12 protein-coding genes and 1 other annotated feature are annotated in these 14,137 nt (G+C 37.7%); of the genes, 8 read left to right on the plus strand and 4 right to left on the minus strand.

The window, feature by feature from the left end; translation table 11 throughout:
• Nucleotides 1-2 precede the first annotated feature (2 nt).
• Entirely contained in the window at nucleotides 3-362 is a 360-nt protein-coding gene (rplS, locus tag I6F42_RS13860; protein WP_007581406.1) for a 50S ribosomal protein L19, read from the plus strand.
• Between the two features lie 228 nt (nucleotides 363-590).
• Nucleotides 591-1,724, plus strand: a complete 1,134-nt coding sequence (gene tyrA, locus I6F42_RS13865; RefSeq protein WP_197152492.1) for a bifunctional chorismate mutase/prephenate dehydrogenase — start codon at nucleotides 591-593, stop codon at nucleotides 1,722-1,724.
• A 127-nt stretch (nucleotides 1,725-1,851) separates the two neighbouring features.
• On the opposite strand, the gene I6F42_RS13870 is transcribed toward tyrA, so the two are convergent.
• Nucleotides 1,852-3,009, minus strand: a complete 1,158-nt coding sequence (locus I6F42_RS13870) for a chorismate mutase (RefSeq protein WP_197152493.1) — start codon at nucleotides 3,007-3,009, stop codon at nucleotides 1,852-1,854.
• Nucleotides 3,010-3,053: 44 nt separating this feature from the next.
• Nucleotides 3,054-3,171 (minus strand) — a sequence feature (Phe leader region).
• Between the two features lie 192 nt (nucleotides 3,172-3,363).
• Between I6F42_RS13870 and I6F42_RS13875 the strand changes: the two genes are divergently transcribed.
• Nucleotides 3,364-6,378 carry an EAL domain-containing protein gene (locus I6F42_RS13875; protein ID WP_021032079.1) on the plus strand — a complete coding sequence of 1,005 codons (3,015 nt, stop codon included), beginning with the start codon at nucleotides 3,364-3,366 and terminating at the stop codon, nucleotides 6,376-6,378.
• Nucleotides 6,379-6,390: 12 nt separating this feature from the next.
• Here the strand turns inward: I6F42_RS13875 and I6F42_RS13880 are convergent, their stop codons facing one another.
• A complete protein-coding gene (locus tag I6F42_RS13880) occupies nucleotides 6,391-6,720 on the minus strand; it encodes a translation initiation factor (protein WP_007581414.1) in 330 nt (109 codons plus the stop codon).
• A gap of 135 nt (nucleotides 6,721-6,855) precedes the next feature.
• Here I6F42_RS13880 and I6F42_RS13885 point away from each other — a divergent pair, with 135 nt between their 5' ends.
• The 4 genes from I6F42_RS13885 (at nucleotide 6,856) to I6F42_RS13900 (ending at nucleotide 10,797) form a co-directional block, all read left to right on the plus strand.
• Nucleotides 6,856-7,161, plus strand: a complete 306-nt coding sequence (locus tag I6F42_RS13885; protein WP_002962948.1) for an STAS domain-containing protein — start codon at nucleotides 6,856-6,858, stop codon at nucleotides 7,159-7,161.
• Nucleotides 7,161-8,810 (plus strand): SpoIIE family protein phosphatase, encoded by a 1,650-nt coding sequence (locus tag I6F42_RS13890; protein ID WP_197152494.1) that lies wholly within the window; start codon nucleotides 7,161-7,163, stop codon nucleotides 8,808-8,810. Before I6F42_RS13885 ends, I6F42_RS13890 begins: the two co-directional genes overlap by 1 nt.
• A 56-nt stretch (nucleotides 8,811-8,866) precedes the next feature.
• A complete protein-coding gene (locus I6F42_RS13895; RefSeq protein WP_197111200.1) occupies nucleotides 8,867-9,526 on the plus strand; it encodes a GAF domain-containing protein in 660 nt (219 codons plus the stop codon).
• An 80-nt stretch (nucleotides 9,527-9,606) separates the two neighbouring features.
• Nucleotides 9,607-10,797 carry an amino acid aminotransferase gene (locus I6F42_RS13900; protein ID WP_010554636.1) on the plus strand — a complete coding sequence of 397 codons (1,191 nt, stop codon included), beginning with the start codon at nucleotides 9,607-9,609 and terminating at the stop codon, nucleotides 10,795-10,797.
• Nucleotides 10,798-10,877: 80 nt separating this feature from the next.
• Here I6F42_RS13900 and I6F42_RS13905 read toward each other — a convergent pair whose 3' ends face one another.
• Entirely contained in the window at nucleotides 10,878-12,080 is a 1,203-nt protein-coding gene (locus I6F42_RS13905; protein ID WP_197152495.1) for an aromatic amino acid transport family protein, read from the minus strand.
• 215 nt (nucleotides 12,081-12,295) lie between these two features.
• On the opposite strand from I6F42_RS13905, the gene I6F42_RS13910 reads away from it, so the two are divergent.
• Complete coding sequence (locus tag I6F42_RS13910) at nucleotides 12,296-13,189, plus strand: DMT family transporter (protein ID WP_197152496.1); 894 nt, start codon at nucleotides 12,296-12,298, stop codon at nucleotides 13,187-13,189.
• Between the two features lie 68 nt (nucleotides 13,190-13,257).
• Here I6F42_RS13910 and I6F42_RS13915 read toward each other — a convergent pair whose 3' ends face one another.
• Nucleotides 13,258-14,136 (minus strand): OmpA family protein, encoded by an 879-nt coding sequence (locus tag I6F42_RS13915; RefSeq protein ID WP_197152497.1) that lies wholly within the window; start codon nucleotides 14,134-14,136, stop codon nucleotides 13,258-13,260.
• Nucleotide 14,137 lies beyond the last annotated feature (1 nt).

Here is a 14,137-nt window from a genome sequence, read left to right on the forward strand (position 1 = left end):
TAATGGCAAAAGTAAACCAAAATATTATTAAAGCGCTTGAAGATGAGCAGCTTAAAACAGACGTACCTGCATTTGGCCCTGGTGATACAGTGGTTGTACAGGTAAAAGTAAAAGAAGGTGCTAAAGAGCGTCTACAGGCCTTTGAAGGTGTTGTAATCGCTAAGCGTAATCGTGGTCTTCACTCAGCATTCACAGTTCGTAAAATCTCGAACGGTGAAGGCGTTGAGCGTGTATTCCAAACGCACAGCCCTCTTATTGATAGCGTAACAGTTAAGCGTCGCGGTGCAGTTCGCCGTGCTAAGCTTTACTATCTACGTGAGCGTTCTGGTAAATCTGCACGTATTAGAGAAAAACTTAACTAATACGCGCTGTTTATCAACGCAAAAAAACGGGTTGCATCCTTCGGGTTGCAACCCGTTTTGGTTTTAGAATATTATTTTCTCAATTCTCAATTCTCAATTCCTCATTAGTAAAATTTCCGCTTTAGCCTTTTCTCAGTTAGCTGATCCTGTTAGTATTTATCGTATTGATTAGTTTACTTTTATGTAAATTTATATTTACGTTATTTGGTTTTTTAAGGTGGGACGAACGTGGCTGACATAAGTGATTTAGCACAGCTAAGAGAAGGTATAGATGAATGCGATGCACAACTTGTTGCCTTACTCGCTAAACGTAATGGTATTACGCAAAAAATTGGTGAGATAAAACAACAAACAGGCGCGCCTTTACATGCACCTGTCCGTGAAGCAGAGCTATTAGCGGCAAGACGACAAGAAGCAATAAATCAAAATGTAAGCCCAGATCTCGTTGAAGATATACTAAGACGCATGATGCGAGAAGCCTATCAAAACCAACAAGCAAAACTTGCATGCGCAGCGCCAGAGCTTTCGCCAATTGTGATTGTGGGTGGTCAAGGTGCCATGGGCCAGTTATTTGCACAGCAGTTTATTCGCTCAGGTTACGAAGTTAAAATCTTAGATAAAGATCAGCAAAACGATGCTAAAAGTATTTTAAAAGGTGCCAAGCTGGTAATGATTAGCGTACCTATTAATGCATTGGACGCTGTCGTTGCTAAGTTACCTAAACTAGATGAAGACTGTTTACTAGTTGATATTACATCGGTAAAGCAATCGCCTATTAAAGCACTAAAAGCTGCGCACAGTGGCCCTGTGGTTGGTTTACATCCTATGTTTGGGCCTGATATATCACACTGGGTAAAACAAACAGTTGTTGTATGTGAAGGGCGAGAACACCAAGCGGCAAAAGGTTTGTTACAGCAGTTACAAGTATGGGGTTGTCAGCTTGTTGAGCTTGATGCTAAAAAGCATGATGAAGCAATGCAAATTATTCAGGTAATGCGCCATTTAACGACATTTGTGTACGGACAATTTCTAGCAAAACAAAGTCATACACTAGAAGAATTACGTAGCTGCTCGTCACCTATATATCAATTAGAACTGATGATGGTAGGGCGTTTATTTGCGCAGTCGCCTGAGCTTTACTCAGATATTATGCTAGCACAATTCGATGATGTAGAAACCTTACTTGCACAGTACCAAGATACCTTCGCAAGTACGTTAGCAAAATTAAAAGCGGGAGATAAAGCAGCGCTTATTGATTCTTTTGCGCAGGCGAAAGTTTACTTTTCTGACTCGACAGAACACTTTTTAACGCAAAGCAGAAGCTTATTAAATAAAGCGAATGATTCAAAAGTTTTAGATTAATATTTGTTATACCGATTGCTTAAGTATGGGGATTTAATTCGTTAAATTGCTAAAATATTTATGCAGACTGGTACTAGTTAACGAAAAAGGGCCGATATCGGCCCTTTTTGATTTGTAAAATTGCTTATTAAGTATTAACGCTTACTGCCTGTAGTGACTCGCTTTGGTAGCATCCTAAAATACGTACATATTGGGTGTGCTCTTTAAGTTCTTCTAGCGCTTCTTTTACTTGGCTTTCAGCTAAATTTGCTTCTAGGTCAACATAAAAAACTTCTTCCCACGGATTGCCCGGAGTAGGGCGAGATTCAAGTTTTACTAAATTAATCTTATGCTGCTTAAAAATCATTAACGCATCGGCTAGTGAGCCCGCTTGTTGTTTTGTCGACATGATCAAACTAGTTTTAGTTGGAATTTGGTTAGACACTTGTAGAGGTTTACGTGCAACAACAATAAAGCGGCTATGGTTTTCGCTTTGATTAGCTAGGTTTGATTTAATAACCTCAAGCCCTACGTTTTTCCCCGCTTGTGCAGAGCCAATTGCAGCACTGTATGGTGTGTTCAGAGCTGATTGTAGCGCGCTTGATGTTGAGTCACATGTTTCGTGTTGTAAATCACCTAAGCCCTGTAAAAAGCGGCTGCACTGCGCAAATGGTTGTGGGTGTGCAAATATTTTTATTAGTTGACTAAGTTCAGTATCAGGGTTGGCGAGTAAGCAATGCTCTACACTGTGAGTTACTTCTCCAACAATAGACACTTGCGCGTGCTGTAATAAGTCAAACACCTCGTTAATACTGCCAGAGCTTGTGTTTTCAATGGGTAATAAACCAAAATCAGCTTGTCCGTTTTCTACTTTACCTGTTATTTCGTCAAACGATGTACAGCCAATTTCAACTAATTTACCCGGGCGGCGGCTAAAATATTTATGGCATGCTAGTTGGCTATAAGAACCCTGACCACCTAAGTAAGTTACACGGTGTGTTTCACTAAGGGCATCTGGATTCAGGTTTTTTTGTAGCATTGCTTGTTGGTGTAAAACAGAGTCTTCCAAAATAGTTTGAAAAACATTATTCACGTAGTAAGCATCTAAACCTAGTGATTTACCATAACCAATCAGTTTCTCTAAAAGTGCGAGTTCACGTGCTTCATCGCGAATTGGCTTGTTGTTGGCGATTTTATATTCAACCACACCGTGGCTAATACGACGACGTTTAGCTAATAATACGAGTAAGTCGGAGTCTATTTCATTTATATCGTGTCTTAGTGCATTTAATACATCATTTGTCATTTTGGTATCCTCATTCCAAAAGTAAGCTGTTATTACACAGCAAAAACAAAAAAGCCTCCCGGTTGGGAGGCTTTACTATTCGATTGATTTTATCTCACAAACAGGGAAGCCTCTTCTATATAAAGAAGCTAAAAAACGAAAAAAAAGTGCGAGAGATAAATATGTTCATGCAGTTAATGTATGGAGAGTTGCTACCAATGTCAATAAAGATCTAAATAAGCTTAGAGTACTATTTATTTCCCTATATTAGTTTTTATAGAAAGTTTACAAATAATTTATATATATGAATGCGGATCTGGTATATTTCGTTAACTGGTTCAAATAATAACAATTATTAATAATTAAGGTTGACCCGTGGTTTACAGACGCCCTCCATCGCGTTTTGGATTGAATTCTTTAAGTGTAAAACTATCGCTACTCATATCCGCTATTTGCTTAATAGCTGGGGTATGTGCGGCTGCCTTAATGCTTAAATCTGAAGAGAAGCAACTCGTTTTTGAAGAACACGAAGTTTTAAAAAGCTCGACAGACTTATTAGTGAAGCAATTTAATGAGCGCATTAAAACAAAAGTAAATATTGCTCAACAAGCTAATAACGTAGTAACACAACAACTTTTTCAACCCAATTCACCAATTAATTTAAGCAATAAATCACAGTTACAATTTAATAGTGACGGTACGATTCGCAGTGCCTCGGCTGATGGTTTATCAGCAGCATTTTTACCACAGCAAAATTACTCTCCTTTTTATAAACGCCTATTTAATGATTCTGAGATGCTGTGGCGTATAATTTCTCCTACACTGGTACACGACTTTTTTAACTTTTATCTAATAACAGATGATGATTTTATTCGTGTTTCTCCCCCTAATTGGGCATTAAACGCACCTGCCGACTTTAGAGCAACGAATGGCTCAACTTATAAATCGATTAAAAGCACGCTTGAAACAGTAAGAGAGCCTGCATGGTCAAAAGTCTATTACGATACAGTATGGCGCAAATGGGTTATTAGCTTACTAGTGCCAGTTTATGTCGATAATGAGTTTTTAGGTGTGACAGGGAGCGATATTTCCCTCAACAAACTTATTTCATTTTTACCTGTCGGTGATAAAGAAAAACACCTACTTGTGTTTGATAGTAAAGGGCAATTGTTAGCACACCCAGATTTAAATCCGACCTTACTAGCCGACTATGGTAGTGATAATAAAGCACTCGCTACTAACGAATTTGTAAACCCAGCGCTGCAGTCGATTATTGATGATGTAATTGCGGTGAAATTACCTGAATACGCAAATTCGTTTGAAAAAAATGACGAAGCTCATATTATCAATATTCGTAAGATTGATGACTTAGATTGGTACATAGGGGTATATAAAAAGCGTTCATCGACGTTATCTGCATTACAAGATTTAAAACTGAAGTTTTTTGGTCTCTTTATTTTATACGCAATTTTAGTTGCCTTATTGCTGCATCAAGCGCTTTATCAACTAGTCCTTCGCCGTTTACATACTTTGGTTTATGCAGTTACAAGTTTTGGCAAAGGTCAATTAACTACAGAATTTCCACCAGAAAACAAAGATGAAATTGGTACGCTTAATGGCTCATTTAGAGACATGACGGTAGAAATTCGCAAACTTATCGATGGCTTAAACCAGAGAATTACAGAAAAAGAAATTGCTGAAAAAGCAGCTAACCGTTTATCTAAAGCGGTAGCATTCTCGGGCACTGGCGTTGTGATCACCGATGAGAATTTTGTAATTGAATACGTGAATCCAAAAATGCTCGAAATGACAGGCTACCCAGAAAGTCATTTTAATAGAGCACCATTACTTAATATTATTGCCTCAGAAATGTCTATTTTAGTTGAAGATATAGACATAGATCTACGCAGCCGTAATTACTGGCGCGGTGATACATTAATTCAAGGCTTGAATAAAGAGCCAATTTGGGTGTCTTTAAGTGTTTCGCCAATTCGTGAAGAGGGCGGTGAAATAACCAGCTATGTAGCATCTGCACAAGATATTTCGTTTGTAAAAGAAAGCCAGCGTAAAATGGAGCAGCTTGCTTACTTTGACACCCTTACGGGCCTTGCCAACAGAACGTTTTTTAGAATGCAATTGCGTAAATCAATGGCATTAGCAGAACGAGGGCACTATGCATTTGCATTGTTTTACTTTGATTTAGACGAATTTAAACGTATTAACGATACATTAGGTCACGATGCCGGCGATCAATTATTAATTGAAGTGGCAAACAGACTTAAAAAACGTTTACGAGCCGAGGACACCATAGCGCGCTTAGGTGGTGATGAATTTGCAGTATTACTCAGTGGTATAGAAAGCCAAGCTCACGCGACTGATGTTGCCAATACAATTCAAAAAACACTGAATGTGCCTATAAAACTAGGTAGTAATGAAGTTATTGTGAGCGCGAGTATTGGTATTACAATGGCTCCGTACGATAGCCTAGAAGAAGATCAGTTATTAAAACATGCTGACTTAGCAATGTATGAGGCAAAAGCAAAAGGGCGTAATACATTCCATTTTTATAGCCAAGAATTGAACGCAGCTGCTAATGAGCGTTTATTTATTGAAAATGAGCTACGTATAGGACTAAAAGAAAAACAGTTTGTAGTTTACTACCAACCTCAAGTTGATAGTCGTACTCATCAGGTCATTGGCTATGAAGCGTTATTAAGATGGTTCCACCCAACTGAAGGCGCAATCCCTCCAGATAAATTTATTCCTATTGCAGAAGCGACAGGCCTTATAGTTGAATTAGGCGAATGGGTGCTTCAAGAGTCTTGTGATTTTGCCGTAAGATTAACAAAGCAAGGCTTAGAAAATAATATATCGATAAACTTATCGGCTCGCCAGTTCAAAGACTCAAGCTTAGTCTCAACACTGAGTAAAATGATAATTAGGACGGGTGTTTCGGCTAAGCGCCTTCATTTAGAGCTGACTGAAAGTATGCTAATGGGAAATGTAGAAGCTGCAATTACACAACTCCACGAGCTTAAAGCCTTAGGTATATCTATTTCTATTGATGATTTTGGTACTGGCTATTCGTCACTCAGTTACTTAAAACGATTCCCGGTTGATATATTGAAAATTGACCGTTCATTTGTAAAAGATATCCCTGAGGATACAAATGATATGGAAATCACTGCCGCTATTATTGCCATGGCGCAAAAGTTAAAGCTAGACGTGGTCGCAGAAGGGGTTGAGACAATAGAGCAGATGCAGTTTTTACAAAATAATAATTGTTTCATTGTACAAGGCTATTATTTTAGTAAACCAATTGCTGAGCACGAACTACCAAAATTGTATGAAAGGTTAAATGAACTCTCAAATAGCGAAGTAAGTAGTTAATAAAATTGCGGGTTAACCACCCGCAATTTTAACTTTAAATTTTAACGCTTCTAAAATGGCTTTTAGTTTATCGCGGTCATCACCTTGCACTTCAATAATGCCTTCTTTTACTGCGCCGCCTTGGCCCATTTTGCTTTTTATAGTTTTAGCTAACTTTTTTAAATCATGATCTTTTGGATCAATGCCTACAACTAACATTACGCCTTTGCCTTTACGTCCTTTTGTTTGACGCTCAATGCGAATAAAACCATCTTTAAAAAGCTTAGCTTCTAACTCTTTTTCTGGTTTTGGCTGGTCAATGCGCCCCGTACTTGTTGAATATACTAAGTGACTATCACTCATACCTTACCTTTATGGATAAAAATTAATTAAATATTGGCGTAAATGATAGCAAATTTGAAGTTGTGTGTTTTTCTTTTTGCTAAATACTTTTAACAGGTTATATTTAGTTCAAAGGAAATATTATTGGAGTTTAATATGAGTTTAACTAAGAATGAATCAGTCGATGGCACTACATTAACAATACAAATCAAAGGTAAATTTGACTTTAATTTAGTGCAATCTTTTCGCCAAGCTTATGCCCAAATGAGCGAAAAAACAGTAAAGGTTATTATCGATTTAAGAGAGACTGACTACATGGATAGCTCAGCACTTGGCATGTTACTTAACATGAAAAAAACCATTGATAGCCAAGTGAAAACTATCGAAATAAGCAATTGCCAACCTCAGCTTAGAAAAATTCTACAAATTTCACGTTTTGATAAAAAGTTTGATATTAGCTAATGATACATGTGTTAATTGTGGATGATCAGGCGCTCAACCGCATTTTACTAAGTAAAATGCTTGAGCAAGAGGGTTATAAAATATCAGTGGCTTATAACGGGCTAGATGCACTTAATGTACTTAAAAGAGAGCAAATAGACGTTGTTTTACTTGATGTTTTAATGCCTGTAATGGATGGTTTTGAAGCTGCTGAAAAAATAAAGCAGCAGTATAGTGAAGTTTACTTACCGATTATTTTTATAACCTCCTTAGAAGATCAAGCAAGTTTTGAGCGCTGCCTCGAAGTGGGTGGCGATGACTTTATTCATAAACCATTTGAAAAAGTTATTCTGCATGCAAAAATTAAAGCACATATTCGCACCAGAGAGCTGAGTAAAAAAGCAAACCAACAAAAGAAACTACTTGAATATCATCACAACCAAATTGAACGTGAACACGAAATAATTGAGCATATTTTTAATAACTCATTAGAAAACCAAGGAAAATTTAAAGAGTACTTAGATTTTAATTTATCACCCGCATCTATGTTTAATGGTGACATGTTTTTGGTTGCGCAAAGCCCAATTGGTAATTTGTACTGCATGCTGGGCGATTTTACTGGGCACGGCCTAGCTGCTGCTATTGGTGCGTTGCCGGTTTCTCGTGTGTTTTATAATATGGTACAAAAAGGCATGGCTGTTAACGATATTGCCTGTGAGCTAAATACACTACTGTACAACCTCCTACCAGGTCACATGTTTTGTGCGGCGACTATTATAGAGCTTAGTGCATCAGGTAAAAGTGTTTCTGCATGGATGGGCGGCTTACCCGATGCCTACCTAATAGATAAAGACGGTAATGTAAAACAAACATTAGAATCTCAGCATATGGCGCTGGGGATTTTAGATGAACAAGAATTTGAATATGAAGTTATTCATTTTGAAACAAATAGTAATACACGCCTAGTATTAGCAACCGACGGTATTATAGAAACAGCAAACAAAGAGGATATATTTTTTGGGGAAGAGCGTTTTTTACAAACCTTAAAAAGTAAATCGATGATTAGTAGTGAAGACATAGTTGCTAATGTTACTAAGTTTGCAGATGGTACTAAGCAGCAAGACGATTTAAGCATTGTTTTACTAAACTGCCTGCCTTTAATTCCTGTGGAACAAGAGCGAGAAGCATTTTCTACTTTGGCTTTTAATTTGTCTTTGAGCTTAAACTCAGAGCAAATAAAAAAAACAGACCCCGTTTACGACGTCGTTAATATTTTAAGTAGTGTTGAGGGGTTAAATACTCATCGCTCTAATATATTTTTACTGTTGTCTGAGGCTTACAACAATGCGCTTGATCATGGTGTATTAGGACTTAACTCAGAAATTAAAAAACAAGAGGACGGCTTTTTTCGATATTACGAGTTGAGAGAGGCAGCCCTTGCTAAACTTACAGATGCCATGATTATTATTGATATGCGCTATTGCCCCGACACGCTCAGTTTATATTTTATTATTTGTGATTCAGGCCGAGGGTTTAGTAGTAAGCACGATGAGTTGGCAAAGGCTAATAACGAATTTGGCAGAGGGGTGTCCTTATTAGAAGAAATAGCCGAAAAAGTCACTTATAACGCCAGTGGTAACCAAGTTGAAATGTGCTACAAGTTGAGCTAGCTCTGTAAAAATATCCATGCTATTATTCTCGAAACTTTAGATGTATGGATGGCCAAATGATTTCTTCTTACTTAAAACAAGCACAACTTAGTGCTAATCCAGCTTTGATTTCAACAGAGCTTGAAAAGCTTGATCTACATTTAGCAAACACTGCTTTGCCTGATGTGTGTTGGGAGTATCAAATACCAGAGCTTGGCGAGGGCGGTGCATGTAGTTTATTTGGTTACTTACAAGATGAGCCATTCAAATTAACTGACTATATTAAAAATGATGAGCAAACACAGTTTAAGCTGGCTAATTTACAAAGTATTGTAAGCTACATTGAGCAGCAAACGGGCGTTGATTGGTATGGTATTTATCAATCAACTAATACCCCTGAAGGTAATCAACTATTAAAATTGGCTTATCATGGAGCGCCTAGTCGTCCGTTGTTTCCTTTAACGCAAGCATTTGCAGCTGGCAGTAACAACGTACAGGTTGCGCTATCTCACAAGGGCCGCATTATTAATAACGTTGAGGCGTATTTATCACAAGGTGGTGAATACTACACATGCGATCCTAAAGTTAAATCAGAAACCTGCCTACCTTTATTTAATGCACAAAATGAATGCGTTGGTATTGTAGATGCAGAAGCCTTTAAAAATGATTTTTTTGATGAAAAGACACTTGCCGTTTTAATTGCATGTTGTATTAAAATTCCTCACTTTCTAGTGTAAATAACGCTAGTCAATATGATGTGCTTTTATGTTAAGCTTAGCTTAACAGCTAACCCCTAAATAACGATAAGAGATAGCCAATGTTCTCAGTATTAAAACCATTACCAACAGATCCTATTCTTGGCCTTATGGCGGCCTATAAACAAGATACAAACCCTAATAAAATTGATTTAGGTGTAGGTGTCTACAAAGATGAGCAAGGCAATACACCGGTTCTTAAAGCGGTTAAAAAAGCTGAAGCGTTTCGTCTTGAAAACGAAATGAGCAAATCTTACATTGGTTTAGCGGGTAATTTAGATTACTGCCAAAAAATGGAGCAGTTACTATTAGGTGAGCATCAAGTATTACTAGCTAACCGCGTACGTACCGCACAAGCTCCTGGTGGTACGGGTGCACTTCGTGTTGCAGCTGAATTTATTAAGCGTTGTAATACAGACGCGACTGTTTGGGTAACTAACCCAACATGGGCTAACCATATTAGCTTGTTTGAAGCTGCAGGCTTAACAGTAAAAGAATACCCATATTACGATTACGAAAATAAAGATTTATTGTTTGATGAAATGATCAACACACTTAAACAAGTGCCTAAAGGTGATGTGGTTTTACTGCATGCATGTTGTCATAACCCAAGCGGTATGGATTTAAACGAAACACAGTGGAACACGGTTGCCGAACTGGCAAAAGAAGTTGGCTTTACACCACTTGTTGATATTGCGTACCAAGGCTTTGGTGCTTCACTTGAAGAAGATGCACGTGGCTTACGTATTTTAGCCGATGCAGTAGAAGAGCTAATTATTTGTTCTTCATGTTCTAAAAACTTTGGCCTATACCGCGAGCGTATTGGTGCATGTTCACTAATTGCAAAAGACAGCGCAACAGCAGATATTTCAAACTCTGTAATGCTAAGCGTTGTACGTAGTATTTACTCAATGCCGCCAGCGCATGGTGCTGACATTGTTAATACTATTTTAAGCAGTACAGAGCTTACACAATTGTGGCACTCTGAGCTTGATGAAATGCGTAGTCGTATAAATGGCTTACGTAGCTTAATTAAAGAAAGCTTAGCAACTAAAGATATTGCTCAAGACTTCTCATTTATTGAACGCCAAAACGGTATGTTTTCTTTCTTAGGTATTAATAAAGAGCAAATTGCTCGCCTACAAAAAGAATACGGCATTTACATAGTTGGCTCTAGCCGCGTAAATGTTGCAGGTGTTAGTCATTCAAATATTGAATACTTTTCAAATGCTGTAGCTGACGTTTGTAAATAAACGCAGTTAATATAAAAAACCGCACATCATAATGATGTGCGGTTTTTTATTATCTAAATTTAAACAAAAAGCAGCAACCTTTAACCGATAGCAGGAATAAGCCCCGCCATTTGCATAAACTGCGCAGCAATAATAGTTATGCCACATATAGTTGCTATACCAAGCCCAACATTCCCACTTTTAACTTGGTAGCCTGTTTTATTTGATGTTGTACGCTGTTTATAAACCATTGCTACAGGCAAAAATATTGCCAGTACAACAAGTGCTATTGCAGCGTACCCTAAGGCCATAATAAAGCCTTGAGGATAAAACAATGCAAAGCCAAGTGGCGGAATAAACGTAATTAAGGCCGTTTTAATTCGGTCTGTTTTATTGTCACCCTTTTTAAATGCATCAGCAAAAAAATCAAATAACCCTAAACTCACCCCTAAAAATGATGTCGCAAGTGCTAAATCAGCAAATAACTTAACGGCCGTTGCCACACTTGGGTTATGCGCAATACTTGCCACGCTAGATACAAACCCATTAAGACCTTGGCTGTTGAGTAAATCAGCTTGGCTCATAATACCTTGGCTAAGTAGTTGCCAAAAAATATAAATAACTAAAGGTAGGGCGGCTCCAGCAATCATTACTTTGCGCAGTACTTTTATTTCAACACCAACATATTTAACAATAGAGGGGATAGAGCCATGAAAGCCAAACGAAGTAAATATAACCGGTATAGCTGAAAGGATTAATCCTTGCTCCACAGGCATCTCTAATAAGTGCTTACCTTGCACATAAGGGGTAAGCATGTAAAACAAACTAGCTAATACAATAATTTTTATTGTAAATAACACTCTGTTTAGTTTATCTACCTTGCTAGTGCCTAGCGTTACCACACTTGCAATAATAACAGCGAGAATAACAGAGCCAAACTGTGGGGCTATATTTACGTCAAAGCCTATATTTATACGCGCTTGGAGTTGTGCACCACCACCTGCAATATAAGCAGCGCATAAAGCGTAAAATAAAAAAACCATCGAAAAATTCGCAATATATTGTCCGCGCTTTCCAAGCCATAATTTAGCCAATGTATTTAACGTTGCATCGCGTGGTGCATATTGGTGTAGCTCTAACATGAGTAGTGCGGTGTAGGTCATTAGTAACCAGCTAGCAATTATTAATGCAAGTGCAGTACTAAACCCAAGCCCGGCAGATGCAATTGGCAATGCCAACATACCCGCACCAATAGTGGTGCCTGCAACAATTAACATGCTTCCAGTTGTTTTATTTTTAAGCACTTAATTACCTTAATTATTATTAATATTGATGCACCATATAACTAGTTGCTCAAATCTCAAATAGTTTTGTAATAAAAGAGCAGTATTAAAATGTAACTTACAATTTACAACTGTATTTATTAAGGACTTTAGTGTTTAAAAAGTACTAAAACACGGTAGTGAGCGTATAATTTATTCTTTGTTTTATTCAGTCATATAAAGCGTAGGGATGGCACTTGCCAGTTAAAGTATCGTATTTTTTAATGGTTCTTATATGGTCTACTACACCATTGGGTATAGTGTGGAGTAGTGAAACTGTATCGCCAACACTTGCAGTGTTAATGCGGATGCTGGTGGGACTATTATTAGGTGGCTTAATTGTTGCTATTACAAATATTAGAGTGCCTTGGAGCAAAAATGCATGCTTACTTTATTTTTATTCGAGTATAGGTATTTTTGGCGGTATGTTGTTGAGCTATATGGCAGCTAAAACAGTCCCTTCTGGTATTATTTCGCTTATGTTTGGCCTTGCACCTATTTTGTCGGGGTTGCTTGCTCAGCAATTATTAAATGAACCTAAATTTAGCCCGATTAAATTAGTTGCGTTAGCGTGCGCTTTAATTGGCTTATATTTTGTTAGTTATAACCAAGTACAAAACTCGCAAACTCAAGGGCTCGGGTTGCTTTATGTGTTTATGGCTGTCTGCTTTTTTAGTTTAAGTGGTGTGATGATCAAGCGCGTACAGATTGCGATTCATCCTATGGCGACAACATTTGGTGCCTTAGTTTTTGTAACCCCACTCTTTTTTATTGCTTGGTGGTTATTAGATGGTGAGTTGCATATACAAAACTGGAGTGCAAAATCATTGTGGGCTATTGGTTATCTAGGAATATTTGGATCTTTAGTAGGGGCTTTGGCGTATTTTCATGTGCTGCAAAACCTAAATGCAAGCACGGTATCACTTACTACACTTATAACTCCTAGCTTTGCGTTAGCCTTGGGAGCTTGGCTAAATAATGAGTCATTAAGCCAAGAACTAATAATTGGTGCGGTTATTATTTTAATTAGTCTAGGTTTTTTCCAATTTGGTGATAAGTTTTTAAGGCGAAAGAAAGTAAACACAAATTAGCTTTACTACATTTTTTCAATTTAGTGATAAGTTTTAAAGCGAAAGAAAGTAAGCGCAAATTAGCTTTACTACATTTTTTCTATTTGAATAATTAAACGACGGTTTTTGTCTCGGCTTAAAATGTTATCGTTATTATCAACAAAGCGTTTTTCGCCCAAACCGGTTGTTTGTACTTTGGCTTCATCAACACCCAAGCTCACCATATAATCTTTTATAGTTTTGGCGCGCTTGCGCGATAAATCTAAGTTATTCCAGCGTCCGCCATAACTATCTGTGTATGAGTCAATACTAATGGACTCTATGCTTGCATCATTTTTTAAATACTCAGCAATCTTATCAAGACGTTGTTGCGAGGATTTAGTTAATTTACTGCTGTTAGATTGATAGTTCATTACAGTAAACGAAATATCTTCAAAGCTGTAAGGGAGTAGCTCATCACGGCATTGTAAAAAAGCCCAGTAAGCTTGTTTAAAGTTTACGCTCGATATACCAACGGCAATTTTATCGGCACTGTTTTGCCAGTCTTGATAATAAAAAGTAGGGTAGTAGCCTTTTTCAAGCTCGGTAAGCATTTCCCATGCGGTTTTATTGCCTAGCTCGCCATCAAACTTTTTAAGTAATTTCATATTTGCAATATCGCGAGCGGGCAACCCTGCACGCCATGTAGGTGGCACGGCTTTTAAACCTGCAATTGCGTAGTTATCTGGGCGTACAACCATATCTAAATTAAATGTTAAGTTTTTATTTTTACTTGCTGAAGCTTTAAAAATAGCTTCACCGTAATAAGGAACCTCATGATTTAACTGGCATTGTAAGCGCGTGGTTTTAACGACTTCCCAGTTGGAGTTGTCTTGGGTTGCTGTGTATTGGCGCATAGCAGCTTGCGAGTGAGCACTGCAAAGCACTGCACTTATACTAAGGCTAATAAATAACAACTTATACTTCATG

Source organism: Pseudoalteromonas sp. SWYJZ12, assembly GCF_015864395.1.
Taxonomy (GTDB): domain Bacteria; phylum Pseudomonadota; class Gammaproteobacteria; order Enterobacterales; family Alteromonadaceae; genus Pseudoalteromonas; species Pseudoalteromonas arctica.